This window comes from Kamptonema sp. UHCC 0994, from assembly GCF_029167235.1.
Taxonomy (GTDB): domain Bacteria; phylum Cyanobacteriota; class Cyanobacteriia; order Cyanobacteriales; family Microcoleaceae; genus Kamptonema.
The window spans coordinates 1-16,043 of sequence record NZ_JARFTR010000199.1; the positions used below are offsets into that span (position 1 = coordinate 1).

Consider the following 16,043-nt stretch of genomic DNA (forward strand, 5'->3'; position numbering starts at 1 on the left):
CTAGGCGGTGCTCTAACCGCCTAGAAGGCGGCGTTACGTAAATAGCTGAAAAAATAAAATTATCCTAATCGTCATGGCAACTGCCTAAAACCCCAACGCGATCGCAATCTGGCTACGAAAATTGCAAAATGTGACTTTAACCGCAGATCCGCGCAGATTATGTATGATAATGATTTGCACGTCATCTTTCCCAAAAAATCAACTCCCTCTGCGGTTATTAAATAGCAACCTCATTAGAAATGACATTAGATTGGATTAGCCCCGCCGACAGATTACAAGCATTACCCCCCTACGTATTTGCCCGCCTTGACGAACTCAAAGCCCGTGCCCGCGAACAAGGACTAGACTTAATCGACTTAGGAATGGGGAACCCCGACGGCGCAACACCCCAGCCCGTAGTAGAGGCCGCGATCGCAGCCGTTCAAAACTCAGCAAATCACGGCTATCCCCCCTTTGAAGGAACCGCCAGCTTCCGTAAAACCATTACCAACTGGTATCGCCGCCGCTACAACGTCGAACTCGATCCTAATAGCGAAGCCTTGCCATTATTAGGTTCCAAAGAAGGCTTAACTCACCTCGCGATCGCCTACATCAACCCCGGCGACTTAGTATTAGTACCATCCCCCGCCTATCCCGCCCACTTTCGCGGCCCCGCGATCGCCGGCGGCAAAATTCACAGCATAATATTAAAGCCCGAAAACGACTGGGTAATTGACTTAGCCGATATTCCCGACGCAGTAGCCGAACAAGCCAAAATCCTCTATTTCAACTATCCCAGCAACCCCACAGGCGCAACCGCCCCCCGCGAATTTTTCAAAGATATTGTCGCCTTTGCCCGCAAATTTCAAATCCTATTAGTCCACGATTTGTGCTATGCTGAGTTAGCCTTTGACGGCTACGAACCCACAAGTTTATTAGAAATTCCCGGCGGTAAAGAAATCGGCGTAGAGTTTCATACTCTATCCAAAACTTACAACATGGCCGGTTGGCGAGTTGGGTTTGTAGTTGGAAATAGCCGGATTATTCAAGGTTTACGGACATTAAAAACTAACCTCGATTATGGCATATTTGCCGCCATCCAAACCGCCGCAGAAACCGCATTACAATTGCCCGATAGATATCTAACTGAAGTACAGGAACGTTATCGTACTCGTCGAGATTTCTTAATTAATGGATTAGCTGAATTAGGGTGGAATGTACCTAAACCTTTGGCAACAATGTATCTTTGGGTTCCCTGTCCTCCGGGTATTGGTTCCACTGATTTCGCCCTCAATGTTTTACAGCAAACTGGAGTTGTTGTCACGCCGGGAAACGCTTTTGGGATTGGCGGCGAAGGCTATGTCAGGGTTAGTTTGATTGCCGATTGCGATCGCTTAGGGGAAGCATTGCGACGGTTGAAACAAGCAAATATTCATTTCTGAATTAAAAAGTTAAAAATTGCATACTATCGGCAATTTTTAACTTTTTAATATGTGTTATCTATGATGTAACGAGAGAAACAATAAATTGAGCAATTTTAAAAAGCAGAACAAAAAAATATTGAAGGTTGGGAGCAAAAATCTGCAAAAAATCCTGCGTTTTTTGCAGAATGAAAATCTGGATAGGCTAATAGTATTTATTGCTCTATTCATTCTAGCTAGTGGCTTAGGTTTATCGTGGGCAGAACCACATTTATCATTCGTTGATTCCTTGTGGTGGAGTATCGTTACATTAGCAACTGTTGGTTATGGTGACATTGCCCCTACGACACTTTTTGGTCGCCTAATTGCTGTCATTAATATGTTTGTTGGCATCGGTCTACTAGCCACATTCAGTGCGACAATGGCCACTCTTTTAATAGGTAAAAAAATGAAAGACTATCTAGGTATGGGCGAACGCAATCTTGAAAATCATACTATTTTGTGCGGATGGAATTATCGAGCGCGAGTAATTTTGAATGAATTAAGCATCGACACTCAAAATCCAGAAACGTCAATCGTTTTAATAGCTGATATAGAAAGGAAACCTCTAGATGAAATCGATTTTTTCTTTATCAAAGGTCAAGTGTGTGATGAAACCTTACATCGCGCCCACTTACTTAAAGCTAAAACGGTGATAATTTTAGGTGACGATAGTTTAGAGGATATAGCTCGCGATGCTAAAGCTATTTTATCTACGCTAACGGTAGAAAGCATTAATCCCGACGCTTATACAATTGTAGAATTAGTAGATCAAGCCTACGTCAAGACTTGTAAAAGAGCTAATGCTGATGAAATCATCGTTAGTAGTGATTTAAGCAGTATGCTGATTTCTCAAGCAGCGCTAAATCACGGCATTACTAAAGTCATCTACGAGATATTACGCTCGGAAGATGGCAATCAGTTATATAAAGTTCCAGTTCCTAAATCTAAGATTGGACTGGCATTTATAGATGTATTGATATATATGAAACAAACTTATCAAAGTATTATTTTAGCTGTGCAAAAAGGCATAGAAGGGGAAGTTGTTTCTAATCCTCCAGCCGATTATAAGTTAGATAATAATGACTATTTGATTATCATGGCCACTGAAAAACCCCGTAGCAGTTAAGTTAAAGGAAGAAGGAAGAAGGAAGAAGGAAGAAGGAGAGGGGGAGACTGGGAAAATTTTTCCCCAATTACCAATTACCAATTACCAATTACCAATTACCAATTACCAATTACCAATTACCAATTACCAATTACCAATTACCAATTACCAATTACCAGTTAACATTTCTACGAACTTTGAATTTCCTCAATAATCCAATCAAAAGTTTCAAGAACCTGCTTAAGAACCGATTCATCCTGCAACGTAGATAAAGGCAAACTAGGCGAACGTCTTTCCCCAGGATCTATCGGCAACGACAGACCGATAGAACTAAGTTTAGACCGCAATTCCAACCATTTACCTCCCTCATTAAACGGCCACTGGGAACCATAATTACTAGAAGAAATCTCCAACCTTCCAGAAATATCAACAGTAAACAACTGATAAGGTTTTCTTCCTCTTTGATGAAGCTGAGCAGCAAAGCCCCCGTAAGTGTCTCCCGTACCCCAGTGTACCTCAACTTCAGGCTCTTGACTTTGTACCCAATCGTGGATAGAACTAGCCATTTCTGCCTCATCTTCACCCCGTCTAGCTTTCAATTCCTCAAAGAAAGAAACATCATCCCAACGCCTTCTTTCACGAGTCGCGCTCGATTTTTTCTGTTGCGCTTCCGCCGTCTGGCCAATCACTCTAGGAACCAAAGTTTTCAAACCATCTTGACTAACATATTGCTTAATTTCTAATGCCAACACTTCCACCGGGTCCATCTGTTCATTCAGAAATTCTACCACCCGCCGCATTTCTGCGGAAATCTCATCTGCTACAAAAACTAAACGTAATTTACCAGCTTGTAAATTAGTTTTTACCTTCTGCCAAAACCGATCCTCATTAACATCAGCACCTAAAAATTCCTCAAAAATTTGTTCTGGATCGCGATTTTGCTCTCGGCAATTAGCTTCAAATAAACCAATAATTGACTCAATTGGCCAATAAACTACAGCATTAGCAGCATAATCAAGCATTTGACCAGTTATTTTTTGCCGAGTATCCGCACTGCGAGCACGCTTAACTTCCACCAAGGTAGGAATTGCATCTTGGTCAAGAAATAAATGATCTAACGACCAACGACCAGCAGTTTCTTCCTCACTTAACAGCGCTACTTCCCGTGAAATTAATAGCCATCGCCTCGGTGTCGCTCTATCTATTTGATCGCCTGCTATTAGGTTAGGATAAGTTTCTAGCAGTTCTTGAAGCTGATCTTCGGAATCATAGGGTTGTTCTGTCATTTCTACCAGCCGGTCGTCGTCCTGAATTAGATAAATGCCGCCGCCCATTAAAGTACCCCTAATTGATTTTAGATGTTAGATATTAGATGTTAGATGTTAGATTGGGAACAGAATAAATAAGCTTCAATTGCTTATTTATTCCTGTGTTCAGAGTATTGCGGTATTGCTGTTGACGGCTAAATTTTACCAGCAAATACTTGTACTGCTGGCCCAGTCATATAAAGCCTTTGATCGGCCTGTGACCATTCAATTTGCAAAATACCGCCTGGGAGTTCAACCGCAGCAATGCGATCGCACTTTCCAGCTAAGACTCCAGCTACCACAGAAGCACAAGCACCTGTCCCACAAGCCAGCGTAACACCAGCGCCTCTTTCCCACACCCGCATTTTCACGTAGTCTCGACGTATAATTTCGATAAATTCTGTATTTGTCCGCTGAGGAAAAACCGCGTGATGCTCAAATAGAGGCCCAATAGTTTCTAAGGCAATCGCTGAAACGTCCTCTACAAAGGTGATACAGTGTGGGTTTCCCATACTAACGCAGGTAACTGACCAAGACTGTCCTGCTACTTCTAGAGGTAACTCTACAACTTTTCGATCGGGAGAGTCCAAAGTTGTTGGAATTTCCGCCGCTAGAAGTCGGGGTATTCCCATATCAACTTTTACCTGACCATCAGCTAGCAATTCCGGGGTCATGACACCAGCAAGAGTATCAATGCGATACTGAGTTTTAGCATTGACACCTTCTAAGTCCGCGATAAACTTAGCTAAACAGCGAATACCATTACCGCACATTTCAGCTTCCGAACCATCGGAGTTGTAAATCCGCATCGTGTAGTCCGTACCATTTTGCCCCGGAAGAGCAAAGATTACGCCATCTCCACCAATCCCAAAGTGGCGATCGCACAACTCCTCTGCTTGCTGTAACGTTAAAATTGGTTCTGACTGATGACGATTATCAATCAGAATAAAATCATTACCTAGTCCGTGATACTTAGTAAACTCAATTGCCATTTAACGATCGGCTCCTAATTAACTTGATAAACTTCTATAGAACTTACCCACGTTTGTGCCGTAACGCCGCCGTCCCGGCAGTAATGATACCGCCAGAGGACGGCGTTACAAACCAATTTTGCCTAAGTCCTAAAGGTCTGAGATTGCTTCGTTTTACTCGCAATGACAGAAGATCGTAGTGAGTGCGTAAGTTATGTTCAAGTATCTTGACCACTGACTAAACTCCTTACCCATTACCTATTACTTATTAACGATTATGTCTGAATTCGAGACTGGATTGCCCAGCATTCGCCAAGTTCAAACCTACATCAAAGATAAACAAGAACTAGAACTCAAGCTTGTCACCAATGACCTCTTAACTGGTAAAATTTTCTGGCAAGACCCCCATTGCATTTGCCTAATCGACGAAGAAAACACGCAGACTACGATCTGGCGACAAGCCATTGTCTATCTCAAACCTAAAAGCTGAGGAGAGGGGAGAGGGGGAGCAGGGGAGAGAGGGAGCAGGGGAGCAGGGGAGCAGGGGAGCGGGGGAAGTTAAATCTAACCTAATTTCCTGGTTTCCCAGTCTTCCCCTTTCCTAGAGTAGATAGAGTTAACAGTTAACTGTTAACTGTTAACCTTTAACTCTATCTCTTGGTGTACTGAGATCAGTTGGTAGAAACTGCCACATAGCAACAAGCGATCGCCCTGTTGTAAATCCATATCCCCCTCCGGCCATCGGATAAACTTTCCTTCTCGCTGGATGGCTTGTACCTCTACCCCGCACAAATTCGCTAAATCCAACTCAGAAAGCTTTTTGCCTCCCCAAGGGCTATTAGCTGCTACAGCTAGCCATTGGCAAGAGTTACCGCCCTGGGGAAGTGCAACTTCTCCCCTAGCTAGTAGGTAGAAACTGGCAAGTTCTTCGGGTTGTCCTACCACCAAAACGCGATCGCTTCCTTGCAAGACTGTTTGACCATGAGGATAGTCAATTTCCTCCCCCAACTGCCGCACGATCGCCATTAAACTTACCCCAGTTAATTGTCGCAAGTTAGTTTCTTCCAGAGTCATACCCACCAAAGGAGAATCTTCCGGTAATGAGAACCATTTGCTGTTCATCTCTTGAACTGCGACTTTGAGTTCCCGCGAGACTTCTAGGGGCTTTCGATCTAGGCGTAATTCCAGATAGCGGCTGCTACGGATTTGCTGAACTTCTGCTTCGACGGCGATCGCGGACAATCCCATCCCTTCTAGTAAATGAGAAGATAGTTCTAAACTCGCTTCAAATTCTGGCTGCACCACCTCCAGCGCCCCCAATTGATAAAGCAGTTCAATATCTTTATCATGATTAGCTCGCACTAGAATATCCAATTCTGGGGCCAACTCCAAGGCTCGTTTTAAGCAAAGGCGAGTGCTCATGGGGTCAGGAAGGGCGATCGCCATTGCCTTTGCCCGTTCCACCCCCGCAGCTTCCAGTACGTGCAAACTGCCCGCATTGCCGTATATGTAAGAAATGTTTTGTGCTCTACATTCTTGCACTCTACTTTCTGACTGGTCAATCACCACCACAGGATAACCGTGACTTTGCATCAGCCGCACCAAATTGCGGCCTACCCGCCCATAGCCACAGATCACAACGTGATTTTGTGCCGGCAAATTTTCAGCTATTGCTTTTGGTTGAGAACAGTGGTTAAAATAAGGCTGCAACGGCTCGAATGTTTCCGCCCAGTTTAGCAGTTTCGGCACCAGCCCCATGACAAATGGCGTAATTACCAAAGTAACTGCCGTTGTTCCTGCAATTAACAAATACACCCGCCGCGAAACTAATCCCAAATTTTGTCCCGCACTGGCAAGTACAAAGGAAAATTCACCGATTTGAGCTAGCCCCAAACCAGTAATTAATGCCGTTTTCAAGGGATAGCCAAAAGACCTGACTATCGGCGTAATAATCACGGATTTGCCCACAAATACTAGAAATACCAGGCCTAGGATCAGTTCTAGATTGTTCCACAAAAATCTAGGGTCAATTAACATTCCCACTGCCACAAAAAATAGAGATGCAAAAATATCTCGCAGCGGCTCGACATAGGTTAAAGTTTGGTCAGCATACTCCACCTCTGAAATCATTAAACCAGCGACAAAAGCTCCCATTTCAATCGAGAAACCCAAATGTTCTGTCAGTAGAGCAATACTTAAAGCTAAGACAACTACACCCAGCAAAAACAACTCCTTGCTCTCAGTTTTCGCTAAGAAACGTAGCAAAGGCGGTATTACCAAAATGCCAACGATTATAGCGCCAAGCGCAAATAAGCTGATTCTCAGTAGAGCAGAAGCGATCGCCATCCCAATCGCTTCTGCTGGCTGATTCAGTGCCGGCAAAACTGCCAGCATTAATCCCAGCGCTAGATCCTGCACTACTAATATCCCTAGCATTACCTGACCGTGAGGTGTAGCGGCTTCGTTGCGCTCCATTAAGCACTTAAGCACGACAGCCGTTGAAGATAGGGACAGTATGGCTCCTAGAAATACTCCTTGGGCTGGCGAATGCACCCACCCCATCCCTACGGAGACCAAGGTAGTGATAATAATCGTCAGTACAATTTGTAAGCTGCCACCACCGAGGCTAATACCTTTGACTCGGTTGAGTTCGGCGAAGGAAAATTCCACACCCAAAGCAAACAGTAAAAAGGCAACGCCGAACTGAGCTAAAGTTTCTACCTGAATTAACTCTTTAATCAATCCCAACCCAGTTGGCCCTACCACTACTCCCCCTAGAAGATAGCCAAGTAGTGGGGGTTGCCGCAAAAGTGACGCGAAGAGTCCTCCTGCTGCCGCCGCCGCGAGGACTAGAACTAAGTCAACGATCAGTCTGAAATCTTCTTGCACAACTTTATGAAAATATTATAAAGTTATATTATACTCTCTAATGTGTTGACAAAAATTGACAATCAACTAAAATTGTAAGCAAGCAGAATTAGAGTTTTTAATGGCACAGAATCCTGCACTGACAAAAAACTCTAATTGTGACAAGTCAATCTGGTAGATTTGCTTTATTGTTGAAAACGTTTCATCTCACTCAAAATGAATAATTGGAGTGACGATCGACAATATTTTTAACCTTTTCAGGTAATATTGTTGACAAAATGACTAAATAGATCCGCGCCAAAAAATCAATAGGTAGTTTATTTGCGTAAGTCTTAAGACTCTAAAATCAATCCCTCTCTGGTCACAGTTGGCTTGAGTCCTAATCAATTCTACTTAAGAGCAAAAGTTAGTTGAGTTTCTATAGATTTCAACGATCATGATCGAACAAGTCAATACCTGGAATCAGACCCTTACTTCTTCGCTAACTGCAATTAAAGCGAATTTCAACTCATTTGAGTACAAAGTCTCACCCGCCCCCTTAGTAAGGCGAGAGCTGGGGATGATTGTATTCAATTCACTTGAAAACGGCTGTAGATTGGCAGCTAAGAAAATTGCGGCAGTAGTAAGTGGGGTGACAGTTGCCAGTGTTATCAGTTTGGCAACACCACTACAAGCTTTGCAGGTACAGATCAAACCGCCGAACCCGCAACTGGGCGATACCCTGTCGGTAGCGATTCAGGCAGATTCTAGCGGAGAAGCAACTCCGACGGTTTCTGTTAAACAGAAGACTTACCAAGCGTTTCCTATGGGAAATGGTAGATGGCGGGCGCTGCTACCGACAACCCCCCTAGATAGTGCTGGCTCAATGCAAATCCAAGTTACCAGCGGTGGCGAAAGGCAAAATTTAACTGTAAAGGTGCGCGATCGCTCTTTTCCCACTCAGTCGATTTGGCTTCCTCCCGGTAAAGATAGCGAAGGTACTGACCGCGAATTTGACCGCGTAGACGCATTTAAGGCTCTGGTGACACCGCAGAAGTTCTGGAATGGGCCATTTCTACGACCGAATAACGGAGAGATTACAACCATTTATGGGGTACGGCGGTACTACAATGGAGTCTTCGCGAAAGATTATTACCATCGGGGTGTAGACTATGCTGGTGCTTACGGTTCTCCCGTAGTGGCTGCTGCTGCTGGTCGCATAGCTCTAGTTGGGCGTGAGTCTGAAGGATTTCTGATTCATGGTAATGTCATCGGCATCGATCATGGTCAAGGTGTGGCGACCATCTATTTACACTTAAGCCGGATTAATGTTAGTGAGGGAGATTTTGTGAAAGCTGGTCAAGCGATCGGGGCTTTGGGAGCAACAGGAGCAGCGACGGGCCCTCACCTGCATTGGGGGCTTTATGTGAATGGAGCCTCGGTCGATCCTGTTCCTTGGCGATATGAGGCGATTGATTAACATTTGCGATCGGCAAATATCGCAAACAGCCTTTGTCTCAAGTCTTGAGGCTCAAAGGTAGCGTCAGGATTTATTCTCCTACCAGTGGATGATAGGATGAGTAAGGGCGATCACAAAAAATACCTAAAGCGGGAAGCTCAGCGGCTTCAGCCCTGAGAGGAAAGCGAGACGCGGTTTTAACCGCCGTGAATCTTTCTGAATTTTTTAACGTTTCCATCTTGTGATAGACGATAAAATAAAAGACAAAGCAGTTGAAAATAAATGTACAAGATAAAGCATGGCCAAAGCTAAAAGTAAAACACCTAAAAAGCCTAAAGTTAACTTAGGTGTTCAGCAAAACTTAATCGCACCTAATCAGGAATTAAAATCAATTCTTGAATACATTTGTGGCGAGGCTAATAAACTACACAACTGCGCTACTTACTACGCACGTCAAATGTGGTTTAAAGCTCATAAGTATGTAACCGGGTTTGATCTAGGGAAGGTCTTAATTAGAAATAGGCATTTTTCAGCCCTTTCTTCTGAAGCAGCTACTCAAATTTGTAACTCGGTGGGGGAATCAATTAGCTCTTTCGCTAAGTTAAGAGAATTATGGCTAAATGGCGAACTTGAGAACAAGCCTAAACCGCCCAATTATCGCAAACCAGGATATCAATTAGTTGCCTACCCCAAACGGTCTTTAAAATTGGTTGATGGGCAAATAAGATTCCCTCTAGGTTTGCGTGTGAATGCTTGGTTTGGCATTAAAGAGTTTTTCTTGCCAATGCCGTCCAACCTAGATTTTGATGCTCTTAGAGAGGTGCGGATACTTCCCAGAAACGGTTGCTTTTATGTCGAATTTGTCTATCCAGTTGTGGTTGAAAAGCCCGTGTTAGACCCGGCTAAATGCTTGGGACTAGATCCCGGTTTAAACAATTGGTTAACGGGAGTTAGCAATGTCGGAACAAGTTTTATTATTGACGGCAGACATTTAAAATCTGTTAACCAATGGTACAACAAACAAACCGCAAAACAAACTACCGATAAGCCTAACGGCTTTTGGTCGAAGCGGTTAGCAGCCGCCACCGAGAAACGCAACAGGCAAATGCGAGATGCAATCAATAAGGCGGCTCGGTTGGTGATTAACCACTGCTTAGACAATGGTATCGGTACTCTAGTTTTCGGTTGGAACAAAGGGCAGAAAGATAGCATTGAACTAGGCAAGAAAACCAACCAAAGTTTTGTGCAAATACCTACCGCCAGACTCAAGGCGAGAATCCAACAATTATGTGAGTTGTACAGTATAGTGTTTGAGGAAACAGAAGAAAGTTACACCAGTAAAGCCAGCTTTTTAGATTCTGATACGCTCCCCATATACGGTGAAAAACCCGTAGGCGAAGCCACTCTGAAAGAGTTAGGCTGGGAGCCGTCAGGCAAAAGAGTTAAGCGCGGGTTGTATCATACTTCTGAGGGTGTTGAAATTAATGCCGATTGTAATGGTGCGGCGAATATTCTTAGAAAAGTATCGGTGAAGCTTGGGCTTGTACTAAGTGGAATCAGTAGAGGCGAATTGAAAGCGCCTTTGAAGTTCAGATTCTGGACTCTTCAAGAATCTCAGCGTCTTTAGACCTGAGAGTTTCAAAATTCTATTAATGATGCCGTCGAGCGGGGAAGCATTATGAGTATTGAAAAAATTGTCGAACAAGCTTTGCAAGACGGTTATTTAACGCCGTCGATGGAAGCAGAGGTGGGGCGGATCTGCAACACGGCCTCGGAACTTTCCATTGAAGAATATATGGCTCTCGATCGTCTGATGGGAGCTTTATTAACCGGGGAAGTTGTAGTTTTACCCCGCAAGCAGTTCATAAATGTGATGGAAGAATTGGTACTCAGCGAGGCGATCGCGCGGGTAGCAGAAATTGAGGCGGCTAGCGAGATGACTCTAGATGTGGGAGACATCGCCGCTTATGCCTTAAATAGGCTTCCACCTCTTTATGCCACCACCGAGGAGGGCGCACATTTTCAGAGGGCGAAGGCAAAAGAGCAACTTCAGGATTTGATTGCTGGTCAAGTTAACGAGGCGATCGCCCGTAACTTGGATCGACCAGACACTCCCAACCCAACAGCCTTGGGTAAGTCTTCTGGAAACGAAGTCCTCTCCCAGCTAACTACGTGGCTACAAGCTAATGCCACGAATTTCGATCCTCAGCCTTTATAAAATTAGTTAACAGTTAATCGTTAACCGTTAACAGTTAACAGTTAACCGTTAACAGTTAACAGTTAACCGTTAACTAATTGCTAGCTTCCTCTGAGCCATTCGGAGGGCTAGCAACTGCTTTTTCTGCACGTTTTTCGCGTTTCTTGCGATCTGCTTGCAGGACATCTGCAAGGACAATTCGCGCCTGTGCTATTTTTTCCAGATTGCTGCGGTACAGGTCTAAATCTTTAGTGACTTTTTCCTCTGGTAGGTGCAATGCTACACAAACCTTCGCGATCGCCTTGACTAGCGCCTCTCGATCTTTAACCAAGTCGGGATCTACTATTTCCAGCAGCGAGAACAAACCGATTGCAAATAAGCGGCTGTATTTAAATTTAGAGTTAGTAGCGATCGCAGTTATTGACCCTTGCAAATCACCAGTATCGGCAAAGCTAGTCGAGCCATCCAGCCACGACAGCAAGTCCAAAGTAGAAACGCGAGCAGCCAAACCTTCCAAGCGTCTCGCATCCTGCTGGTATCGCTGGGGATCGTCTCCCAAAGCCTGACAAAGCCCATTAAAAATTGAAACCTTGTCCTGTTCTGGCAAATACCCTTGCATGAAGCGCTCAAAGGCTGTTACCACGCCCAAGGCATAAATTGGGTCATAGCGAAAATCGACGTTCACCGAAAGCAAGTGCATTTCTACCATCAACTCTTCCACTACTCGACGGTAGATAGAGTTAATAGGGCGAGTGTGAATCGTGTAGAAACTTCGCTTTGTATCTGAGACAGTGCTGTTATTATTCACCTGGTCTTCTAGCGGTCGAAATACGCCGCAGCGGGGGTGCTGGGCGGTGTGAGGAAAGCCGGACTTTTTGTGCAGCGATCTTGCTGACAAAACATTGCACGTTTTTCAAGGCTTTGTAGCCCAAACAACTAGCTAAAACCCACAAAGGGCTACCTTGCCGATTTGTTGATTTTGCTGACTGTTATTGGGCTGCCTGTACCATTATACCTTAGCCGGGATCGCCAATTCACCTCGACTTCGGGCTTACTTACTTTTTGGGCAAATTCACGACTAAGCTTTTTTGTCAATACAAAATTTCAGATTTTAAATCAACATGACACTTTCTGCTGAACTAACCGCTTTAGCCAAATATATGTCAGGGGAATTTGATAATCGCACTCAAGCGATCGCCGACCCAGTTTGGTACGTCCACCTCCGCCTCTGGCAGCGGCCCCTTCCGTTTCCGCTGTTTCCAGAACCGAGTATCGCCTTGTATGCAGAACAAGCCAACATTCTCAATCTAGACAAACCCTATCGACCTCGGATTGTGCAACTCCGGCACTCAGCAATAGCACCAGAGCGTTTGGAAGTTCAATATTATATGTTCAAGGACATCGCGGCCGTGCAGGGAGCAGGTCAGAATCCTAATTTACTGAAGCAGCTAAGGCCAGAGCAAGTAGAACTCCTCCCTGGCTGCACTCTCGCAGTTGTTCGGCAAGACTTAACCGCAAACCGTTATCGGTTTCGCGCATCCTTGCCCCCTGAAACTCAGTGCTGTTTTACCTACGGCGGTCAAACTTACCAAGTAGATTTGGGATTTGAGGCTTCGGCAGAAGAATTTCTCAGCTATGACAAAGGAATTGATCCTAAAACAGGCAGAGGAATCTGGGGAGCTTTAATGGGCCCATTCAGATTTGTCAAAAGCCAGGATTTCGCCTCAGAAGTAATTAGTTAAAGGAAGGAAGAAGGAAGAGGGAAGAAGGAAGAGGGAAGAAGGAAGAGGGAAGAAGGAAGAAGGAAGAGGGCAAGAATTCACCCTGGGGTGTTCATGATACTCCTCATCTTCTGAGATCCCGCAATCCTAAGCCTCTCATCTTTTCGCTCTAACTTGCGCGGGGCACACCTTCTAGAGCTTCTTCTTCCGTTTCAAAAATTTCAAACACAGAATCCATCATGGTGACTTCAAACACCAGTTTGGCTTCTGGATGAACGTTGCAAATCCGAAAACTCCCCTTAACTTTATCGGCATCACGCATTCCAGCCACAAGTGAAGTTAGGCCAGAGCTATCGATAAAGTTAACCTGACCTAGATTCACAACTACATGGCGACTAAGTTTGGAAATACATTCCTGCAACTTGAGGCGGAATTGCCATGCGGTTGTGATGTCCAAGCGTCCAGTCGGTGCCAAGACGATAACTGTTGTACCGTCCTGAAGCGTATGGGTTTTTTGATCGATGTGAATCACTGACCCTTCCCTCGAGATTGTAGGTATTGCGGTGGTTGATTATCTCACAGTAGTTTAACTCAGAGCTGTGACTACACACCCATCCAATTAACCCAATCTTGGGGTTTCAAGAATTTATCGTACAGTTCAGCTTCTGGAGTCTGAGGTTCCGGTTGATAGCCATACTCCCAGCGTACCAAAGGAGGTAGCGACATGAGAATAGATTCGGTGCGACCGTTGGTTTGTAGACCGAAAATAGTTCCTCTATCGTAGACGAGGTTAAATTCGACGTAACGGCCCCGGCGGTAGAGTTGGAAGTTCCGTTCGCGATCGCCATATTCCATCGGCCGCCGACGCTCTACAATGGGCGAATAAGCTGGTAAAAAGGCGCGTCCGCATTCTTGGGCAAAGGCAAATAAATCTTCCCAACTGCGGGGCTCCGGGATGCCAATTTGATTGCTGTAGATAGCAGCAGGCCCCTTGGGGTCTGGCCCGCGATAAAGTTGGCTTTGGCCGTCTTGGTAGTCAAAAAATAGACCGCCGATACCGCGCGTTTCTTGGCGGTGCTTGAGGTAAAAATATTCGTCACACCATAGTTTAAATGTGGGGTAATACTCAGGGTGGTGGCGATCGCAAGCCGCCTTCAAGGTCTGATGAAAATGAGCTGCATCCTCAGCAAAAGGATAATACGGAGTCAAATCCGCACCCCCTCCAAACCACCAGACGTGCCCCGCCTCAAAATAGCGATAATTCAAATGCACAGTCGGGATATAAGGATTGCGGGGGTGCAAAACCATCGAAGTCCCAGTCGCATAAAAACCTTTACCCGCCAATTCCGGGTACTGATTAAGAATCGAAGGCGGCAAAGTTTCGCCCCAAACCTCCGAAAAATTCACCCCACCTTGTTCAAAAACATCGCCCTCCGTCATCACGCGAGAACGTCCCCCGCCTCCTTCCGGGCGTTCCCAGGATTCCTCTTTAAATTTGCCAATACCATCAAGGGCTTCTAAACCTTGACAAATTTCGTCTTGTATGCCTTGCATGAACTGACTAACCCTACTTTTTGAGTCGGCAGGTAGTACAGGTGCAGATGTAGGGGTTTGGGAAGTTGTAGAAACTGTCATAACAAATTCAAATGTAAGATTAGAGATTTTGAGATCGGCAAATGAATCCAAAATCTAGCGGTGATGTCATTATCCCACTGTAGACCAGCAGAGGAGCACAAAAAGATACATTAAGAAATAGCAACAAATATAGGATTTACGTAACGCCGCCCTCTGGGCGGTAAAGAAACCGCCTAGAAGGCGGCGTTACGTAAAGTGTGCGTAAGTTCTGATTTACAGCAAAGGTGGAAAAATAATGTCCGATACGCTCGATATTAACTCAGTCTTAGAAATCCTGCGACCCGTTCAAGACCCCGAACTCGGCAAAAGTTTGGTGGAATTGAACATGATTCGCAACATCAAAATCGACGGCGGCCAAGTTAGTTTTACCTTAGTATTAACTACGCCTGCTTGCCCTCTGCGAGAGTTTATAGTTGAAGACTGCCAGAAAGCAGTTAAGCAGTTACCCGGAGTTGAAGGCGTAGCGGTGGAAGTCACCGCAGAGACACCCAAACAAAAAGGAGTGCCCGATCGCCAAGGCATTGAAGGTGTTAAAAATATCTTAGCTATTTCCAGCGGTAAAGGCGGCGTTGGTAAGAGTACGATCGCAGTCAATGTCGCTGTAGCATTGGCTCAATTGGGCGCTAAAGTAGGCTTACTAGACGCTGATATCTACGGCCCTAACGACCCGACAATGTTGGGTCTAGCAGATGCTAAAGTTATGGTCACGAAAGGCCCCCAAGGAGACATTCTCGAACCGGCATTTAACTACGGCGTAAAGCTAGTTTCAATGGCCTTTTTGATTGACAAAGACCAGCCCGTAATTTGGCGCGGCCCGATGTTAAATGGTATTATCCGCCAATTTCTCTATCAAGTGCAGTGGGGCGACTTGGACTATTTAATTGTCGATATGCCTCCGGGTACTGGTGATGCCCAGTTAACTATGGCACAGGCAGTACCAATGGCCGGTGCAGTGATTGTGACTACGCCGCAGACGGTAGCCTTGCTGGATTCTCGCAAAGGGTTAAAGATGTTTCAGCAGTTAGGCGTGCCCGTGTTGGGGATTGTAGAAAATATGAGTTATTTTATTCCCCCAGATATGCCAGATAAACAATACGATATTTTTGGGTCTGGCGGCGGCGAGAAAACTGCTGCTGAGTTAGGCGTACCGCTGTTGGGGCGCGTACCATTGGAAATTCCTTTGCGGGAGGGTGGCGATGGAGGCGTGCCCATCGTCGTGGGACAACCCGATTCAGCTTCGGCGAAGGAGTTGAAAGCGATCGCGCAGCGCATTGCTGGTAAAGTTTCTGTAGCTGCCCTTGCTTAGATAGTTTTGAGTTTTAAATATAGCGTAACGCCGCCCTCTGGGCGGTTAGGATA

The 16,043-nt window shown here is 45.2% G+C and carries 15 protein-coding genes; 8 read left to right on the top strand and 7 right to left on the bottom strand.

Features of this window, described 5'->3' with window-relative positions:
• The first annotated feature begins 239 nt into the window (after positions 1-239).
• Positions 240-1,421: an aspartate aminotransferase gene (locus PY364_RS18230; RefSeq protein WP_275524629.1), complete on the top strand. Its 1,182-nt coding sequence runs from the start codon at positions 240-242 to the stop codon at positions 1,419-1,421.
• Positions 1,422-1,506: 85 nt separating this feature from the next.
• On the top strand, positions 1,507-2,568 hold the full coding sequence (locus PY364_RS18235) for a potassium channel family protein (protein WP_275524630.1): 1,062 nt from the start codon (positions 1,507-1,509) through the stop codon (positions 2,566-2,568).
• Between the two features lie 167 nt (positions 2,569-2,735).
• Here the strand turns inward: PY364_RS18235 and PY364_RS18240 are convergent, their stop codons facing one another.
• The 3 genes from PY364_RS18240 to PY364_RS18250 form a co-directional block, all read right to left on the bottom strand.
• Positions 2,736-3,881, bottom strand: a complete 1,146-nt coding sequence (locus PY364_RS18240; protein WP_275524631.1) for a hypothetical protein — start codon at positions 3,879-3,881, stop codon at positions 2,736-2,738.
• 128 nt (positions 3,882-4,009) lie between these two features.
• Positions 4,010-4,846, bottom strand: a complete 837-nt coding sequence (gene dapF / locus PY364_RS18245; RefSeq protein WP_275524632.1) for a diaminopimelate epimerase — start codon at positions 4,844-4,846, stop codon at positions 4,010-4,012.
• Positions 4,847-4,889: 43 nt separating this feature from the next.
• The gene (locus PY364_RS18250) at positions 4,890-5,060 is read right to left on the bottom strand and encodes a hypothetical protein (protein ID WP_275524633.1); all 171 of its coding nucleotides are present in this window, start codon (positions 5,058-5,060) and stop codon (positions 4,890-4,892) included.
• A 42-nt stretch (positions 5,061-5,102) separates the two neighbouring features.
• Here PY364_RS18250 and PY364_RS18255 point away from each other — a divergent pair, with 42 nt between their 5' ends.
• Entirely contained in the window at positions 5,103-5,315 is a 213-nt protein-coding gene (locus PY364_RS18255; RefSeq protein WP_275524634.1) for an RNA-binding protein hfq, read from the top strand.
• A gap of 140 nt (positions 5,316-5,455) precedes the next feature.
• Here PY364_RS18255 and PY364_RS18260 read toward each other — a convergent pair whose 3' ends face one another.
• The gene (locus PY364_RS18260) at positions 5,456-7,714 is read right to left on the bottom strand and encodes a cation:proton antiporter (protein WP_275524635.1); all 2,259 of its coding nucleotides are present in this window, start codon (positions 7,712-7,714) and stop codon (positions 5,456-5,458) included.
• 538 nt (positions 7,715-8,252) lie between these two features.
• Here PY364_RS18260 and PY364_RS18265 point away from each other — a divergent pair.
• The 3 genes from PY364_RS18265 to PY364_RS18275 all read left to right on the top strand — a co-directional run bounded on the left by PY364_RS18265 (position 8,253) and on the right by PY364_RS18275 (position 11,349).
• Positions 8,253-9,152, top strand: a complete 900-nt coding sequence (locus PY364_RS18265) for a M23 family metallopeptidase (RefSeq protein WP_275524641.1) — start codon at positions 8,253-8,255, stop codon at positions 9,150-9,152.
• 277 nt (positions 9,153-9,429) lie between these two features.
• Positions 9,430-10,758: a transposase gene (locus tag PY364_RS18270; protein ID WP_275524636.1), complete on the top strand. Its 1,329-nt coding sequence runs from the start codon at positions 9,430-9,432 to the stop codon at positions 10,756-10,758.
• A 51-nt stretch (positions 10,759-10,809) separates the two neighbouring features.
• On the top strand, positions 10,810-11,349 hold the full coding sequence (locus PY364_RS18275) for a late competence development ComFB family protein (protein ID WP_275524637.1): 540 nt from the start codon (positions 10,810-10,812) through the stop codon (positions 11,347-11,349).
• 73 nt (positions 11,350-11,422) lie between these two features.
• Here the strand turns inward: PY364_RS18275 and psb29 are convergent, their stop codons facing one another.
• Positions 11,423-12,136 (bottom strand): photosystem II biogenesis protein Psp29, encoded by a 714-nt coding sequence (gene psb29 / locus PY364_RS18280; RefSeq protein WP_275524642.1) that lies wholly within the window; start codon positions 12,134-12,136, stop codon positions 11,423-11,425.
• Positions 12,137-12,449: 313 nt separating this feature from the next.
• Between psb29 and PY364_RS18285 the strand changes: the two genes are divergently transcribed.
• The gene (locus tag PY364_RS18285) at positions 12,450-13,070 is read left to right on the top strand and encodes a chromophore lyase CpcT/CpeT (RefSeq protein ID WP_275524638.1); all 621 of its coding nucleotides are present in this window, start codon (positions 12,450-12,452) and stop codon (positions 13,068-13,070) included.
• Positions 13,071-13,218: 148 nt separating this feature from the next.
• Here PY364_RS18285 and PY364_RS18290 read toward each other — a convergent pair whose 3' ends face one another.
• Together PY364_RS18290 and hemF are read right to left on the bottom strand one after the other, a co-directional pair.
• Positions 13,219-13,581, bottom strand: a complete 363-nt coding sequence (locus PY364_RS18290) for an STAS domain-containing protein (RefSeq protein ID WP_006631392.1) — start codon at positions 13,579-13,581, stop codon at positions 13,219-13,221.
• 71 nt (positions 13,582-13,652) lie between these two features.
• Complete coding sequence (hemF, locus tag PY364_RS18295) at positions 13,653-14,684, bottom strand: oxygen-dependent coproporphyrinogen oxidase (RefSeq protein ID WP_275524639.1); 1,032 nt, start codon at positions 14,682-14,684, stop codon at positions 13,653-13,655.
• 235 nt (positions 14,685-14,919) lie between these two features.
• On the opposite strand from hemF, the gene PY364_RS18300 reads away from it, so the two are divergent.
• Positions 14,920-15,990 carry an Mrp/NBP35 family ATP-binding protein gene (locus PY364_RS18300; RefSeq protein ID WP_275524640.1) on the top strand — a complete coding sequence of 357 codons (1,071 nt, stop codon included), beginning with the start codon at positions 14,920-14,922 and terminating at the stop codon, positions 15,988-15,990.
• Positions 15,991-16,043 lie beyond the last annotated feature (53 nt).

Bases quoted from the DNA above. Each gene is read 5' to 3' on its own strand.
- PY364_RS18230 (WP_275524629.1), top strand. From the start codon at position 240: ATGACATTAGATTGGATTAGCCCCGCCGACAGATTACAAGCATTACCC.
- PY364_RS18240 (WP_275524631.1), bottom strand. From the start codon at position 3,881: ATGGGCGGCGGCATTTATCTAATTCAGGACGACGACCGGCTGGTAGAA.
- dapF (WP_275524632.1), bottom strand. From the start codon at position 4,846: ATGGCAATTGAGTTTACTAAGTATCACGGACTAGGTAATGATTTTATT.
- PY364_RS18255 (WP_275524634.1), top strand. From the start codon at position 5,103: ATGTCTGAATTCGAGACTGGATTGCCCAGCATTCGCCAAGTTCAAACC.
- PY364_RS18265 (WP_275524641.1), top strand. From the start codon at position 8,253: ATGATTGTATTCAATTCACTTGAAAACGGCTGTAGATTGGCAGCTAAG.
- PY364_RS18270 (WP_275524636.1), top strand. From the start codon at position 9,430: ATGGCCAAAGCTAAAAGTAAAACACCTAAAAAGCCTAAAGTTAACTTA.
- PY364_RS18275 (WP_275524637.1), top strand. From the start codon at position 10,810: ATGAGTATTGAAAAAATTGTCGAACAAGCTTTGCAAGACGGTTATTTA.
- PY364_RS18285 (WP_275524638.1), top strand. From the start codon at position 12,450: ATGACACTTTCTGCTGAACTAACCGCTTTAGCCAAATATATGTCAGGG.
- hemF (WP_275524639.1), bottom strand. From the start codon at position 14,684: ATGACAGTTTCTACAACTTCCCAAACCCCTACATCTGCACCTGTACTA.
- PY364_RS18300 (WP_275524640.1), top strand. From the start codon at position 14,920: ATGTCCGATACGCTCGATATTAACTCAGTCTTAGAAATCCTGCGACCC.